The organism is Mucilaginibacter gossypii (assembly GCF_900100945.1).
Classification (GTDB): Bacteria; Bacteroidota; Bacteroidia; order Sphingobacteriales; family Sphingobacteriaceae; genus Mucilaginibacter; species Mucilaginibacter gossypii.
Window position 1 is genome coordinate 535,728 of the sequence record NZ_FNCG01000001.1, and the last position, 16,101, is coordinate 551,828.

At 41.9% G+C, this 16,101-nt stretch carries 15 protein-coding genes; 9 read left to right on the top strand and 6 right to left on the bottom strand.

The features are described from left to right. Window positions 1-58: 58 nt before the first annotated feature. From BLS28_RS02360 to BLS28_RS02370, 3 genes are read left to right on the top strand one after another with little or no spacing between them, the layout of a single operon-like run. Window positions 59-1,003: a phosphoribosylaminoimidazolesuccinocarboxamide synthase gene (locus tag BLS28_RS02360; protein ID WP_091162695.1), complete on the top strand. Its 945-nt coding sequence runs from the start codon at window positions 59-61 to the stop codon at window positions 1,001-1,003. A 50-nt stretch (window positions 1,004-1,053) separates the two neighbouring features. Beyond that, the gene (locus tag BLS28_RS02365; RefSeq protein WP_090527130.1) at window positions 1,054-1,431 is read left to right on the top strand and encodes an STAS domain-containing protein; all 378 of its coding nucleotides are present in this window, start codon (window positions 1,054-1,056) and stop codon (window positions 1,429-1,431) included. 22 nt (window positions 1,432-1,453) lie between these two features. Continuing rightward, the gene (locus tag BLS28_RS02370) at window positions 1,454-2,368 is read left to right on the top strand and encodes a ribonuclease Z (protein ID WP_091162696.1); all 915 of its coding nucleotides are present in this window, start codon (window positions 1,454-1,456) and stop codon (window positions 2,366-2,368) included. 47 nt (window positions 2,369-2,415) lie between these two features. Here BLS28_RS02370 and BLS28_RS02375 read toward each other — a convergent pair whose 3' ends face one another. Together BLS28_RS02375 and BLS28_RS02380 are read right to left on the bottom strand one after the other, a co-directional pair. Then, on the bottom strand, window positions 2,416-3,360 hold the full coding sequence (locus BLS28_RS02375) for an MlaD family protein (RefSeq protein WP_090527134.1): 945 nt from the start codon (window positions 3,358-3,360) through the stop codon (window positions 2,416-2,418). 111 nt (window positions 3,361-3,471) lie between these two features. Next, a complete protein-coding gene (locus BLS28_RS02380) occupies window positions 3,472-4,404 on the bottom strand; it encodes an N-acetylmuramoyl-L-alanine amidase family protein (protein WP_091162697.1) in 933 nt (310 codons plus the stop codon). Window positions 4,405-4,456: 52 nt separating this feature from the next. Between BLS28_RS02380 and BLS28_RS02385 the strand changes: the two genes are divergently transcribed. The 4 genes from BLS28_RS02385 to BLS28_RS02400 all read left to right on the top strand — a co-directional run bounded on the left by BLS28_RS02385 (window position 4,457) and on the right by BLS28_RS02400 (window position 10,903). Next, window positions 4,457-7,198 (top strand): putative LPS assembly protein LptD, encoded by a 2,742-nt coding sequence (locus tag BLS28_RS02385; RefSeq protein ID WP_091162698.1) that lies wholly within the window; start codon window positions 4,457-4,459, stop codon window positions 7,196-7,198. Window positions 7,199-7,205: 7 nt separating this feature from the next. Next, entirely contained in the window at window positions 7,206-8,453 is a 1,248-nt protein-coding gene (locus BLS28_RS02390) for a competence/damage-inducible protein A (protein ID WP_091162699.1), read from the top strand. Window positions 8,454-8,496: 43 nt separating this feature from the next. Then, entirely contained in the window at window positions 8,497-10,041 is a 1,545-nt protein-coding gene (locus tag BLS28_RS02395; RefSeq protein ID WP_091162700.1) for a dihydrolipoamide acetyltransferase family protein, read from the top strand. A 202-nt stretch (window positions 10,042-10,243) separates the two neighbouring features. Further along, window positions 10,244-10,903, top strand: a complete 660-nt coding sequence (locus tag BLS28_RS02400) for a protein-L-isoaspartate(D-aspartate) O-methyltransferase (protein ID WP_091162701.1) — start codon at window positions 10,244-10,246, stop codon at window positions 10,901-10,903. A 97-nt stretch (window positions 10,904-11,000) separates the two neighbouring features. Here the strand turns inward: BLS28_RS02400 and smpB are convergent, their stop codons facing one another. The 3 genes from smpB to BLS28_RS02415 are packed head-to-tail and all read right to left on the bottom strand — an operon-like array spanning window position 11,001 to window position 14,028. Then, on the bottom strand, window positions 11,001-11,453 hold the full coding sequence (smpB, locus tag BLS28_RS02405) for an SsrA-binding protein SmpB (protein WP_090527145.1): 453 nt from the start codon (window positions 11,451-11,453) through the stop codon (window positions 11,001-11,003). A 26-nt stretch (window positions 11,454-11,479) separates the two neighbouring features. After that, entirely contained in the window at window positions 11,480-13,381 is a 1,902-nt protein-coding gene (locus tag BLS28_RS02410) for an Nramp family divalent metal transporter (protein WP_091162702.1), read from the bottom strand. Next, window positions 13,378-14,028, bottom strand: a complete 651-nt coding sequence (locus BLS28_RS02415) for a metal-dependent transcriptional regulator (protein ID WP_091162703.1) — start codon at window positions 14,026-14,028, stop codon at window positions 13,378-13,380. Before BLS28_RS02415 ends, BLS28_RS02410 begins: the two co-directional genes overlap by 4 nt. 130 nt (window positions 14,029-14,158) lie before the next feature. On the opposite strand from BLS28_RS02415, the gene BLS28_RS02420 reads away from it, so the two are divergent. Then, window positions 14,159-14,629 carry an Lrp/AsnC family transcriptional regulator gene (locus BLS28_RS02420; RefSeq protein ID WP_022832833.1) on the top strand — a complete coding sequence of 157 codons (471 nt, stop codon included), beginning with the start codon at window positions 14,159-14,161 and terminating at the stop codon, window positions 14,627-14,629. Between the two features lie 126 nt (window positions 14,630-14,755). Here BLS28_RS02420 and ung read toward each other — a convergent pair whose 3' ends face one another. Then, entirely contained in the window at window positions 14,756-15,433 is a 678-nt protein-coding gene (ung, locus tag BLS28_RS02425) for a uracil-DNA glycosylase (protein ID WP_091162704.1), read from the bottom strand. Between the two features lie 71 nt (window positions 15,434-15,504). Here ung and BLS28_RS02430 point away from each other — a divergent pair, with 71 nt between their 5' ends. Next, window positions 15,505-16,053, top strand: coding sequence for a hypothetical protein (locus BLS28_RS02430; RefSeq protein WP_091162705.1), 549 nt, complete (start codon window positions 15,505-15,507; stop codon window positions 16,051-16,053). Window positions 16,054-16,101: the final 48 nt, after the last annotated feature.

Consider the following 16,101-nt stretch of genomic DNA (forward strand, 5'->3'; position numbering starts at 1 on the left):
AGGGAAGCAAACTTGCAAATCCTAATCTCTAACCTCCAATCTCTAATCACTAAAAACAATGAACTCAATAAAAGAAACACATTTCAGCTTTCCGGGGCAAACGGCTTTTTACAAGGGGAAAGTACGCGATGTTTATACGATAGATAATAAATACCTGGCCATGGTTGTTACCGACCGGATTTCGGCTTTTGATGTTGTATTACCTGAAGCTATTCCGTTTAAAGGACAGGTGCTTAACCAGATAGCAGCCCGTTTTTTAAAGGCTACAACCGATATTGTTCCGAACTGGGTTATTTCTGTTCCGGACCCAAGTGTTACCATTGGTCGTATTTGCGAGCCGTTTAAGGTAGAGATGGTGATCCGCGGCTACCTGGCCGGCCATGCTGCCCGCGAATACAGCGCAGGCAGGCATCATGTATGTGGAGTGGCTTTGCCTGAAGGCTTAAAGGAGAATGACATATTGCCTGAGCCTATCATTACGCCGACAACCAAGGCGTCGGTAGGACATGACGAAGATATTTCACGCGAGGAGATCCTGTCAAGAGGCATTGTATCGGAAGAAGATTATGTAAAGCTTGAGGCCTATACCCAGGCGCTATTTAAACGTGGTACCGAGATTGCAGCCAAACAAGGCTTAATATTGGTAGATACCAAATATGAGTTTGGTAAAGTTGATGGTCAGATTTACCTGATCGACGAGATCCACACGCCTGATTCTTCGAGATATTTTTATAAAGAAGGGTACGAGGAACGTCAGCAAAAAGGTGAGCCGCAGAAACAGCTTTCTAAAGAGTTTGTGCGCAAATGGCTTATCGAAAATGGCTTCCAGGGTAAAGAGGGGCAAGTAGTGCCGGTTATGACCGAAGAGATTGTTAATTCGATATCTGAGCGTTATATAGAGCTTTACGAAAAGATTATCGGCGAGGCATTTGTTAAGCCTGCCGAAGGGAATGTATTAGCCCGCGTTGAAACGGCAATTAATAACGCGTTGAGCGTTATGTAATTTTAAAATATCCATAAAATATTTATCTTAGCTTATTAAATTTAATAAGAATGAAATTTACTGTAGATAAACATGAGAAATATATATTATTGAAACTTAATGAATCAAAATTAAATTCAATAGTAACGCCTCAGTTAAAATCAGAACTGATTTTGATCAATACAGAGGGGCAGCGCAACATCATTCTCGACTTGTCGCAGGTGAAATATGCCGATTCATCAGGCTTAAGCAGTTTGCTGGTTGGTCATCGCTTGTGTAAAAATGCTACGGGTTCATTTATTTTGGCGGGTTTAAATGACGCGGTTGCGCGTTTAATAACCATATCACAATTGGATAATGTATTAACCATTGTCCCAACCGCCGAAGAGGGTGTCGATCTTATTTTTATGGAAGAGATTGAAAAAGAATTAAAAAAGGAAGCAAGATAAACCATTTGATTGTTTACCTATTATGAAATTTGAGGTAACAATACTTGGCAGCAGCTCCGCAACCCCCATCTTTAACAGAAATCCTACTTCACAGGTGCTCAATATCAATGAGCGCCTGTATTTAATAGACTGCGGCGAAGGCACTCAGCAACAAATGCTCCGTTTTGATATCAAAGCCAGTCGCATTGATCATATTTTTATAAGTCATCTTCACGGCGATCATTATTTAGGCCTGGTTGGTTTATTATCATCCATGCATCTTAACGGTCGTAAAAAGGCGCTTAAACTGGTATGCCCTGTGCAGTTGAAAGAAATAATTGATCTGCAATTAAGATATTCAGATACCGAACTGCAATTCCCTGTTGAATATATATTTACCAATGCCCAACAAAGTGAAGTGGTGATCAATAATAGTGATGTTGTAGTTGAAACGATACCGCTTGATCACCGCATTGCCTGTACCGGCTTTTTGTTTAAGGAAAAGAAAAGACTTCGTAAATTTATTAAGGAGAAAATAGAAAGTCTCGACATCCCGGTTGCCTATTATTCGGTATTGAAAAAGGGGGGGGATTATACTGATGAAAAAGGCAAAGTTTACAAAAATGAGGAGCTAACTATCGATTCGGCCGAGCCTAAAACCTATGCCTACTGCTCCGATACGATGTATAATGAAAACTATTTTGGCCAAATCGCCAACGCCACGTTGCTTTATCACGAGGCTACTTTTTTAAACGATATGCTTGACCGGGCAGCTATAACCCATCACACCACAGCGTTACAAGCCGGAGAGATAGCCCTGAAAACCAACGCCAAAAAACTGCTCATAGGCCATTTTTCGGCCCGTTATAAAACCCTGAATGAGTTACTGGATGAGGCTAAAATAAATTTCCCCTCAACTGAACTTGCAATTGAGGGGAAAACCTTTTTTATAGAATAAAGCTAAAAGCTTAAGGCAGAAAGCCAAAAGCAGGCTTTTAGCTTTCCTTAATCCTTCTTACCACCAAAAACAGAGAAGCTCACATAACGTTTTGGATGTGCCTTCAGATCAATAAACAGGTTATTGAGATTGTTTGATGCATCTGTAAGGTTTTTGTACATTTTATCGTCATTAAGCAAAAGGCCCAAAGAACCCTGACCGGAGTTGATTTTGGCAATAGTTGCCTGCAAATCGGCCATAGCTTTATTTGCATTATCAAGTGTTTGTTTCAGGTTAGCAGCAGCAACGTCGTTACTTACTTTTTCAAAGTTAGCTGTCATTCCGTTTAGGTGTGCTGTGCTTGTCTTTAAGCTGCCTGATACTTCCTCGGCATTGGTAAGTATGGCGTCGATATGTCCGGTTTGTGAACCTACCAGGTGGTCTATTTTTTTGGTAGTGCCTTCAAGCGTTTGCAATGAGTTCGCAATGCTCATGAAACTGCGGTCAATGTTTTTCTGAAAGTTAGGATTCAGGATCTTGTTAACAGCGCTCAGTGACGAATCGAGTTTAGACATCAGCATCTCTGCCTTTTTTTGTATGGGCTGCAGGCTTTCCGCAAGGCTGCCCTGGATATCGGCTTTAAGTGTATCCTGGTCTTCGGCGGGCACATTGCTGTTACCTAACTCAAAAACAATGGCTTTACTGCCCAGCAGATCGGTACTTTCGAGCTTGGCGAGGGTGTTTTTAGGCACAACCACATCTGGCTCAATTTTAAATTCAACCACGGTACGCCCGTCTGGCTGAAGCTTCATTTTAGAGATGCGGCCTATCTGGTAACCGTTTACCAATACTGGTTTTGAAACGGTTAAACCTTCAACGCTGTTATAAATAGCATAGTATTTATTTGATCCTGAAAAAACATCATTACCGCGTAAATAACTGTAACCTAATATGAGTATGGTAATTGCTATTGCCGTAAGTGCACCAATTTTGGTTTCGTTAGAGATTTTCATTAAGTAGAGTTTATGCGTTAATTGTGTTTAAGGCTATAAACCTGCAACCAGGCTTATATGTTTTATGATGTACGTTTTATTTGCCAGGAAGTAACAGTCTGGCTTTTATAATTATTGAGAAATCTGTTCCATTTCTTTTTTATAGGTTGTTAATGCACGGATAATTGAAGCTACAATCTCATTTTGTCCTTCTTCCGAGTTAAGGTACTTTTCATCGTCGGGGTTATTGATATAGCCGGTTTCAACCAATACTGATGGCATTGCGCTGTGGCAAAGTACGTAAATGCCCTGCTCCCTGATCCCTTCGCTACGCCTTCCATCGGTATCAACAAACTCGCCGTTAATTAAAGTAGCCAGCTTGATACTCTGCTGCCTGAACTTTCTTTTGTACTCGTTTGTTAAAATAATGGTCATGGGGTCGTTCGGGTCCAGTGCGCCGCCGTCGAGTTCGGTCTCTTCGCCAACCTGGTTTTTTTGAATGGCGTTTTCCTCTTCGCGGGTACGGTGTAAACCATAAACCAAAATCAGTACGCCTTTGCCCGACCTGTCCGGTACCCGAACGGTACGGTACACCGCTTTATGACGTTTGGTACCAACCTTTTCGCGAATTGTTCTGTCGGATAGCGAATTGCAATGCAGGGAAATGAAGAGCTGCCCTTTGTTTTCATTGGCTATTTCAGCCCTCCGTTCAAACGAAACATCATCTTCGGTAGTACGGGTCATTACAGCTTTCACGCCGCTTAATTCTTTTTCTATAGCGGCTTGCAATTTAAAGCCAATAGCCAGCGTTACATTCCTTTCTGACGAATAAGAGCCCGATGCACCGTGTGAATAATGACCTGTAGAGGCTGATGGTTTGCCGCCATGCCCGGGGTCGATAATAATGGTTTTGATCTTAAAACCGGTACTGTTGACAACAGTGTCGGTTTGACGGGGAAGACTATTGGTTAAAACAGAACTGTATGATTTAAAAGGAAAAAATGAAAGGAGAACCAGCAACACCCACAAACTATAAATCAATCTTTTCAATGCCTTATTTTTCATTATTTTTGAACGCTGTTAACTATATCTGCAAAAATACTATTCATAATCAATTTTGAAATTCATAACCTTTTTTTTTCTGCTTGCAATTATATTAATAGTAAACGGACTTGCTGCTAATGCCGGCACTGTTTTAAATAACAGCCATGGCAGGAGGCCTTTAACTGATACTATTATCAAACTTGATTCGCTTCGTGATAAGAAACTTCTTAAAGGTAAACAATCCGGCTCAATAACGCCGCTACGAAACGGTAAGCCTGTAAATTCTTTACCTGCAAATGATACCACTAAAAAGAATAAAGGTGGCCTGCAATCAGAAGTAAAGGCAACTGCCGAGGACTCGACCCACTCAGACCGGGAGCACCAGGTTACCTATTTTTACGGCAAGGCCCGTGTAACCTATGAAGATTTCGAGCTTGATGCAGATTATATCAGGGTTGATGATAAAAACCACCTCATATTTGCTCGGGGAAGCATTGATCCTCGTACGCACCAATATATCCGCAGGCCTATCATGAAGCAAAAAACGGATAAGCCCGTAGCATCCGATTCGCTGATTTTTAATTATCAAACAAAAAAAGTAAAGATCTATAATCCTGCATCCGAACAGGAAGGCAACTTTATTTCGGGCGGGCAGGCAAAAAAACTCAATGATGATGAGGTTGCATACCGTAACGTTATTTTTAGTACCTGCGATTTGCCTTATCCCGATACCCACTTTGGTATAGTGATTACCCGTGGCATCGGCGAAAAGAAACGTATTATATCCGGGCCCGCTTACCTGGAGATTGAAGGGGTCCCTTTACCGCTTGCCATTCCGTTCGGTTTTTTCCCTAAGCCGGATACCAGGACATCAGGTGTTATTTTGCCAACTTTTGGTGAGGACAACACCTTGGGGTTCTATTTAAAAGGGCTTGGATACTATATTGGTATAAGTGATTATGTTGATTTGACTACCACCGGGTCTATCTACTCAAAGGGCTCGTATGAACTAAGCAGCACGGCACGATATCTTAAACGTTATAAATATACGGGCAACGTTACGCTAAGCTTTGGCTCGCATAACTATGGCCTTGAGGGCGACCCGGCCACTAAAGACGCTCATATTTACTGGTCGCATGTGCAGGATGCCAATGCTAACCCAGGTTCAACTTTCAGTGCTTCGGTTGATGCAGGTACTTCCGGTTTCTTCCGGAATACGCCATCGGCAAGTAACTATAATGTTAACTCCATTGCCCAAAGTAGTTTACGCTCAAGTATCGCTTATGGTAAAACCTGGGCAGGTACACCGTTTAACTTAAGTGTAGGCATTTCGCATAGCCAGGATATAGCCCGTAAAACGGTGAATATCGAATTGCCGACTATTGCCTTCGGTATGTCGTCAATAAACCCATTCGACTCTAAAAACAGGGTTGGCGAACAAAAATGGTATCAAAAAATTACCGTGAGCTATAATTTGGTAGGTACCAACAAGCTTAACGATATCCCCGAGTCCCAGTTATTTAAAGGCGAAACTTTATCAAAACGGTTACAAAATGGTTTTCAGCATACCATCCCGGTTAGTTTGGGCTTAAACGTATTAAAGTACTTTCAGTTTAATAACAGTGTTAACTATACCGAACGCTGGTATTTTCAAAGCATTAATGAAAGATTTGAAAGGGGAAGCATTGCCGGTTCAAATCAATTAATTATTGATACTATACCTGGTTTTAAGCGTGCCGGCGAGTATAGTATCAGTACAGGTATATCAACTAAATTGTACGGTACCATAAACTTTAAACATGGTAACCTGAAAGCAATCAGGCACGTGGCTACACCGTCAATAAGTTTTAGCTATCGTCCCGACTTCAGCGACCCAAGCTTTGGCTATTACAAAACAGCTGTTAGTACAGCCACGGTACCTTATCCGTATACCTATCAAAAATATTCTATTTTCCAGAACGGAGTTTACGGCGGCCCCTCAGCGGGTAAGCAGGCGGGTTTAAATTTCTCGGTAGATAACACGATAGAAGCTAAGGTAAAAGCGAAAAGCACGGATACATCCGGCACCGACCGAAAAATCATGATTTTACAAGGTTTGTCGTTCTCCACCTTTTATAATTTCGCAGCCGACTCAATGAAACTTTCGGATATCTCATTTTCGGGGCATACCGCTATTTTTAATCAAAAATTAAGTATCAGTTTTTCGGGAGTGTTTAGCCCATATGTAACCAAGGTAAGCGATTCAATCTCCAATAATCAGATTGTAAGAACAAGCCGTTATATAAACAGGTATGCCTGGCAGGACGGCAAATTTCCAACTTTATCAGGTTTAAACATTTCTATGGGTGGGAGCTTGAATTCAACTAAAGCAACTCCGGGAAATGCCGCCCTGAATACTATTGCAACCATGAATCCTACCCAGGCTCAGAGATTGGCCCTGGTAAACAGCGATCCGAACGCATATGTTGACTTTAACGTACCGTGGAATATCTCGCTCAACTACAGTTTTAGCTATCAAAACTACTTAAACAACAAAACAACCAGTAATACGCTCCAGATTTCGGGCGATGTGAACCTTACGCAAAAGTGGAAGATCCAATATTCTACTACGTATGATATAAAGGCGGCTAAATTTGCAAGCGCTACCTCGTTTTCAATATACCGCGATCTGCATTGCTGGGATCTGGCCTTTCAATGGATCCCCTTCGGTGTATACAAAATGTATAACGTAACTTTAAAAGTGAAGGCTTCTATTTTGCAGGATTTGAAACTAAGCAAGAAAAGCGATTACAATCCACAATCATCTTTTTATTAATATAATAATGCTGGCAGAAATAATTACCATCGGCGACGAGATACTTATCGGACAAATTGTTGATACCAATTCGGCCTGGATGGCCACCGAACTTAACAAGATAGGGATAAGGGTAAAGCAGATCTCATCAATAAGCGACGATAAAGAACATATCCTGAAGGCATTAGCCGAAGCTGCAAGCCGGGCCAGTATCATTTTTATTACCGGTGGACTTGGCCCTACAAAAGATGATATCACCAAAAAAACATTAGCCGAATACTTTGGTGTTGAACTTGTTGAAAACGAGGATGCATTTGCTAATGTAGAACGCATTTTTGCCAAATATAACCGCCCGTTACTGGAGATCAACAGGCAACAAGCGCTTGTTCCTGCCAATTGCGAAGTTGTGCTTAATGAAAACGGCACTGCTCCGGGTATGTGGTTTAATCACAATGGAGTTATCTACATGTCGATGCCAGGTGTGCCATTTGAGATGATGTACATGATGGAAGGGCAGGTATTGCCTAAAATTAAGGCTACCCTGAAGCTTCCCGTGATCATTCATAAAACGCTGCTAACCGTTGGTGAGGGTGAATCATTTTTGGCCGAACGGATTGCAGATATCGAAAATGATTTGCCATCGCATATTAAACTAGCCTACCTGCCAAAGTTAGGACAGGTGCGTTTACGATTAAGCGCTTTTGGCGAAGATGAAGCTGCTTTGCAAAAAGAAGTTGATGCATTTGCCACCAGGTTTATTGAGCGCATAGGTTCACCGTTTGTTATTGATCAGGACATCCCGCTTGAAAAAGCCATCCTTGATTTGATGGAAAGTAACGGCCTTACTTTATCAGTAGCCGAAAGCTGTACCGGCGGTTATCTTTCGCACTTGTTTACCCAACATCCGGGGTCATCGCAGGTGTTTTTAGGCGGCGCGGTTTCTTATTCGTACGAGTTAAAGGAAAGTATTTTGGGAGTAAAGAACGAAACTTTGTGGCAACATGGAGCCGTTAGTGAAGAAACTGTAAAAGAAATGGTAGAGGGGGCACTGTTGAATTTCAAATCGGATTTGGCCGTAGCTATAACCGGCGTTGCCGGCCCGGGGGGCGGTACGGAAGATAAACCCGTTGGTACTGTGTGGATTGCAGTTGCCTCAAAAGAGAAATCATTAATAAAAAAATATACATTTGGCAGTAAACGCAGGCAAAACATTGAGCGAAGTGCTGTGATGGCCCTGTCAATGTTGAATACTTTGCTTACTCAAATTAAAAAGTAAAGATTTAAATACCTAATTTTGGAGTTAAACTATATTCTACTGTATGGCCAAATACCAGCTGTTATTGCCAAAAATGGGGGAAAGTGTTGCTGAAGCAACCGTTATCAAATGGATAAAAAAGCCGGGTGATAAGGTGAATGCCGACGATGCTGTAATGGAAATCGCTACCGATAAAGTTGACTCGGATGTGCCTTCGCCTGTAGCCGGTAAGTTAGTTGAACAACTGTATCAGGAAAACGATGTGGTACAGGTTGGCGCAGTTATAGCGATCATTGAAACTGAAGAAGCCGAAACTGCCCAGATAAGTGTTCAGCCGGAAGAAACTCCAGTTCCTCAATCAGCCGAAGAACCCCAAATAACGGAAACAACATACCAGGAAGCTGTTCAGTTAAATGAAGCCGAAAAAGTTCCTGAAGCCGGAATAAACGAAATTCAATCTTCAGATTTATCGGGTATTCCCGGGATAGATCAGCTTGAGCAAAAAAGCTCGCCTGCTGCTTCGGTATTTAAATCCGAAGGCCGTTTTTATTCGCCCCTTGTAAGAAATATTGCCACACAGGAAGGTATCACTATTGGGGAGTTGGATAGCATCCCCGGGACGGGGTCGGATGGCCGTTTAACCAAAGATGACCTGCTGAACTATCTGCAGGCAAAAACTCCATCAGTTCAAAATACGCATCAGTTAGCTCATGTTGAGTCGTTTACTACTCAAACTGCCGGGCAACCTGTAAAAACAGTTGAGCCTGCTAAAGAAGCACGACCGGCTGCTGAACCAGCGCCGCAACCAATAATTACTGCGGCTCCTGGACCTGCAAAAACGGAAACGCCAAAAGCTGCCCCTGTTGAGCAGCAGCCTGCTCCGGCTGTTTCTGTAACCGGCAGTGATGAGATCATAGAGATGGACAGGATGCGCCGTTTGATTGCCGATCATATGGTGATGAGCAAACAAACATCGCCGCATGTTACCTCATTTGTTGAAGCCGATGTCACTAACCTGGTGTTATGGCGCGAAAAAGTAAAGAACAGCTTTGAAAAACGTGAAGGCGAAAAAATAACCTTTACGCCTATATTTATTGAGGCAGTAGCGAAAGCGATCAAGGATTTTCCAATGATCAATGTATCTGTTAACGGTACTCAGATCATAAAAAAAGCGGCAATCAACATCAGCATGGCTACGGCTTTACCAAACGGTAACCTGATTGTACCGGTAATTAAAAAAGCAGATGAGCTTAACCTTGTTGGTTTAACAAAGGCCGTTAATGACCTTGCGAACCGTGCACGCAATGGCAAGTTATTGCCCGATGATGTAAAAGAAGGCACATTTACGATTACCAACGTTGGCTCATTTGGTAACGTAATGGGTACACCTATAATCAACCAGCCGCAGGTTGCCATTTTAGCTGTTGGCGCTATCAAGAAAAAACCTGCTGTTATTGAAACAAAAGAAGGCGATATGATCGCTATACGCCACATGATGTTCCTTTCATTATCATATGATCACCGCGTTGTAGATGGAGCTTTGGGTGGCTCGTTTGTAAGGCGTGTGGCCGATTATTTAGAGAAGTGGGACAGTAACAGGGAGGTATAGGTTCTTAATTACATAAAAACATGACACGCCGGGCAAACTGTTCGGCGTGTCGTGTTTTTAGACCATGCGTTTCATTATTGACAAAATTGAATTTTAAATTTGTACTAATGAAGCACATAAATAACCACCAGGGTCCAAAACCCCGTAAATGATGCTTATTGGGTAAATTGTGTGAAAATTCGTATTAACTTTGCCTTTGAAAATGGCTTACAAGTATACTGATAATTACCGCGAACAGGGTGCCCGTAAAAGGCTTGTGGATGTTTTGAGAAAGAAGGGGATTGGCGACGAACACGTTTTAGAGGCTATTGGCAAGGTAAAACGTCATTGCTTTTTTGATGAAACTTTCTGGAACCAGGCTTACAGGGATATTGCGTTCCCGATAGGCGAAGGACAAACCATATCGCAGCCCTATACTGTGGCCTATCAGACCGAGCTATTGCATATCCGAAAAGGAGATAAAGTACTTGAAATAGGCACAGGCTCGGGATATCAAACCTGTGTCCTGCTTGAACTTGGAGCTAATGTTTACACTATTGAACGCCAGGAAAAGCTCTATCACCGCACCAAATACGTATTGCCAAATGAAATGGGTTACAATGCCCGTTTTTTCCTGGGAGATGGCTCTGTTGGAATAGCCGAACACGCACCTTATGATAAGATCATTGTTACCGCCGGAGCACCCACCGTGCCCGAAGTGCTGTTAAAGCAACTAAAAATAGGCGGCATCCTGGTTATCCCGGTTGGGGATGAAGAAACCCAAAAGATGGTTACAATACTAAAAGTGGGAGATAACGATTATGAAAAGATTGTGCTGGACACCTTTAGGTTTGTACCATTGGTAGGGGATAAGGCTTGGTAGGAGATTTCGGATTTCGAATTTTCGATTTCGGAATTAAGAATTATCATGATTTCATTTAAATAAATCCTAAATCGAAATTCCCAATTCCGAAATCAATTTACCTTTTCATCACTCTGTCCAGTTCAATCTTGGTATCGCGTTCCTTCATGGTTTCGCGTTTATCGTATGTCTTTTTACCTTGTGCAAGGCCAATTTCAAGTTTGGCAAATCCCCGTTCGCTGATAAATAACGCCAGGGGGACTATGGTCAACCCCCGTTCTTCGCCACGGGTCTGGAGTTTTTTTAGCTCTTTTTTATTTAACAGCAGGATGCGGTCGCGCTTGGCCTCATGGTTATAGAACGAGCCGAATGAATATTCAGAGATATGCAGGTTGCGTACATATAACTGGTTATTAATGAATGTACAAAAAGCGTCATTAATGTTAGCCTTCCCCTGCCTTATCGACTTGATCTCGGTGCCGAGCAACTGTATGCCTGCCACATACTTATCAAGTATATGATACTCAAAGTAGGCTTTTTTATTTTTTATATAGATGTTATCCTGGCTCATAATTATTCAGCCGCAAACTTACAAAATTAGTTTGACTGTGGCTTTACCACTAGTACCGGCACATTAACCTTGTGCCTTACAGAGTTTACAGTGGTGCCAAATATGAGGTCTTTCAAAGCTTTGTGTCCGTGCGAGCCCATGACAATGAAATCAATTTTTTCATTCTTTACAATTTCGGCTATGGCACTGGCCGGATTGCCGTAACCAATTTGTCCCTGGGCATTGTAGCCAAGGTTTTTTAATGTGCAAACATATTTATCGAGGTTGTTAAAATCAATTTGGGTTTCATTATCCAGCACCTGGCCGCCATAGTAACGCGCACCAGCAGTTTCAACAACGTGTATCAATGTATAATCGGCTTTTTTACCTCCCTGCATAATAGCATGCCGGAGGCAATCGGTATCATTCTTTGAAAAATCTATGGTTATGGCTATGTGGCTGTAAGTTATCGCATCAAGCTCGGTAATGGCATTGGCTATCCCATGTGGTACAATAGCCGGCCTGTCATGATGTTTAAATAATAATGGCCGTATAAAAACGTAGATCAGTAATAGCGCTATGCCGATAACAATGGGAACCACTACGGCATAAATCCATACCGGTGATGGGGTTCCGTTTACCCAATCGCCAATTTGTTCATATACCAGTTTGGCGTTTAATGCAACGATTAATAAAGCACTTGCCCAGGCCAATGCTCTTGTTTGGAAATTGATGGTAAACTTGCCCATTCTTTTTCGGTCGGAGGTGAAATGGATGAGGGGGATTACCGCAAAACCCAACTGAAGGCTTAATACAACCTGGCTTAAGATCAGGAGTTTTCCTAAACCTTCCTCGCCATAAAAAAGTATGGTGAACACTGCCGGTACAATAGCCAATACACGGGTAAGCAGGCGGCGTAACCAGGGCTCTATCCGCAGGTTAATATGCCCTTCCATAATGATTTGGCCGGCAAGTGTACCGGTAATGGTTGAGCTTTGACCCGAGGCAATAAGCGCAATGGCAAATAAAGTAGGCGCTATTGCACCGAAAATATGCTCCAGCAGCTTGAATGCATCCTGGATCTCCGCTACTTCAAAATAACCGTTCCTGAAAAAGGCGCTTGCTGCTAATATCAAAATAGCCGCATTCACAAAAAAAGCAAGATTTAGGGCTACAACAGTATCAAAAAGATTAAACTTAATCGCCGCCCTGAAGCCTTCTTCGCTACGGGTTATTTGGCGGGTTTGCACCAGTGATGAATGCAGGTATAAGTTATGCGGCATTACTGTAGCGCCAATAATGCCTATAGCTATATAAAGCATTTGCTGGCTTATTTTATCACCTTTAAACAGATTGCCGGGAATAAAACCCTTTGCTACTTCTATTACATCGGGCTTAACAATAAACATTTCGACCAAAAAAGAGAGCCCGACTATAAAGATCATCGAAATAATAAAACCTTCGAGCTTGCGCATACCCTTATTCATGAGGTAGAGCATCAGTACAGTATCGGTGATGGTAAGCGATACACCCCAGATTAACGGAAGGTGAAACAGTAGCTTTAACCCAATGGCCATGCCAATAATTTCGGCCAGGTCACATGCTATAATGGCTATTTGTGCCAGTATATACAGGCAAAAGTTTACAAAACGGGGATAGGCATTTTTGGAGGCCTGTGCAAGGTCGAGCCCGCGCACTATCCCCAATCGGGCTGCCAGTGATTGCAGCAGAAGGGCAATCATGTTGGATATAAACAATACCCAGATCAGCTTATATCCAAAAGCACTGCCTCCTGCGATATCCGTTGCCCAATTTCCCGGATCCATATAGCCCACGCTCACCAGGTAAGCCGGGCCCAGGAAAGCCATCAGCTTACGCCAGCCGCTTTTGTTTTCGGTGGTTACTGATCCGTGTACATTGCCTAAAGATTCGTTGTGTGTATTGTTCATAGGGCTATAAGCAAGTTGTTGGCTACTTCGCGGCTGATATGCACTTCTTTATTGCCGGTTTGTACCACTACCGAATGGTCATATTCAATAATATCAGTTATCATTATTTTGCAGCCGATAGTAAGCTGTTTTTTATCGAGGTATTGTAAAAAGGATGAACTATGGTCACGGACGCCTGAAATTATACCGCTTTGGTTAACTGTTACTGCCGAAACCGGTTTTAACTCGTGCGTGTTAAAACGGCCGTTACAGTCAGGTATAGGGTCGCCGTGTGGGTCATGTTTTGGATAACCCATAAACTTGTCAAGGCGGTCAATTAACTCTTCAGACGAGATATGTTCCATCTCTTCGGCAAGGTCATGAACCTGGTCCCATTTAAAATTGAGTTTCTCTACCAGAAAGTACTCCCACAGCCGGTGTTTGCGGATAATGCTTATCGCTATTTTCTCGCCGGAAGGGGTGAGGCTTACTCCCTGGTAGGGGGTGTAATTGATGAGCGCTTTATCTGCAAGTTTTTTAAGCATGTCGGTAACCGAAGACGCTTTGGTATTTAGCGAGGATGCGATCTGATTTGTACTCGCATTTCCATCATTTACAGAGAGATGATAGATGGATTTTAAGTAGTTTTCCTCGGCTAAAGTGTTCATTTAAACAAATCTAATAAAAAATTTAGACTAATCTAAAAAAATAAACGTTAGGAAATATGTTTTCGTTGAAGTACTTTAACGAAAAATTAAATTTTGCGAAGCAAGGAAAATACTATATTTGCATACAACTATGGCCGCCGAATTAGATAAAATAGACCTACAAATACTCAAGATTTTACAGGAAAACGGAAGGATAACCAACCTCCAGTTGTCTAACGAGATAGGGCTTTCGCCAGCACCTACTCTTGAACGCGTGCGTAAACTTGAGAACGCAGAATACATTAAAAGCTATCATGCGCTGGTAGATGAAGAGAAGTTAGGATTAGGAATCAAAACCTTTATCCAGATCTCCCTTGATTTTCATCAGAAAAACACCATTCAAACTTTTTTGGATGAAATTAAGAATATTAAAGAGGTAACCGAGTGTCATCACGTAACTGGCCAGTGTGATTTTCTGTTAAAGGTATACGTACGCGACATCAAATCATACGAGCAACTCATCATGGAAAAGATTAGCCGTATTACTGTGGTGAAAACTTTCCAAACAATGATGATCATGTCTACCAGTAAAAAAGAGCCTATAGTGCCGCTGGAGTATTAGGTAAGAGTCAAGACTATAAGAATCAAGAGTCAAGAAGAAGGATTAAATATCTTTTATTTCTTGACTCTTTTTATTTTCAGACTTTTTTAAATCTTGTTTCTTGACTCTTGGCGTCTTGTCTCTCGCTCAATGTATTTGCCAGTCAATCTCTTCTTTCCCTTCCTTTTTCAATATCTCATTAGTTTTTGAAAATGGTTTGCTGCCAAAAAAACCACGATCGGCTGAGAAAGGCGAGGGGTGCGGAGAGCGAATAATAAAATGTTTCTTCTCGTCAATCAAAACCGCTTTTGATTGGGCAAAAGCTCCCCACAGTATAAACACGATACCTTCTTTTTTATCGGAAATGGTTTTGATTACTTCATCGGTAAATTCTTCCCATCCTCTTTTTTGGTGCGAACCTGCATTGCCTGCCCTAACGGTTAGTGTAGCGTTCAGTAACAACACACCTTGTTTAGCCCATTCTTCGAGGTTGCCATGTGCGGGGATTTTAAATCCGGGAATATCGTTTTGCAGCTCTTTGTAAATGTTTATTAATGATCGGGGAATAGCAATGCCCTTTTGTACTGAAAAGGAAAGACCATGGGCCTGGTGAGCGCCATGATACGGGTCCTGCCCTAATATAACTACTTTAACATCATCAAAAGGTGTAGTATTGAAAGCGTTGAAAATTTCGCCGTTTTTGGGATAAACAACTTGCCCTGATTGCTGCTCTTCTTTTAAAAATTGTTTAAGTTTTATCATGTAAGGTTTGTCAAATTCCTGTTGTAAAACCTCAAGCCATGATGGTGGTAATGCAATCGCCATAAATATTTATATAGAAGTTGGTTTAGCGTACAAATAAACAGATATTTGCGCTAATATTAGTATCACAAATTATGTCAAATATTGTTCGGTTAGTTATTGCTTGTGTAGTGATGGGTGCGGCGGTTGCCCTTTGTGCATTCGGTTTTTGGGGATGGGGTATTTTTGTTCTGTTAATGGGCGGTATTATACTGCTTAGCTTCTTCTTTAACGAGAATATGATCATCGCCCAGTATTTTTTGCGTAAGGAAAATTCTGAAAAGTCAGAAGTATGGTTGTTGAAAATTACCGATTACGAAAAACAGCTGCACAAAAACCAGCACGGTTACTACAACTTGCTGATCGGTTTGATCGAATCACGCAAGGCGCCAATGAAATCAGAGAAATACTTTAAGAAAGCTCTGTCGCTGGGTATGAAAATGTCGCACAATATAGCTTTGGCGAAGTTGAGCCTGGCCGGCATTTCAATGGCTAAGCGTAACAAGCGCGAGGCGCAAATGTATTTGTCAGAAGCTTCAAAAGATGACAAGAACAAGTTGCTTACCGAACAGATCAAAATGATGAAAGGCCAATTAGCCCAGATGGATAAGCAAGTAGTAAGAGGTGGATATCGTCAGTTCTAAGAAAAAGAACAGATAGGAAAAGGTATAAAAAATAAAAGGGACGCGAAA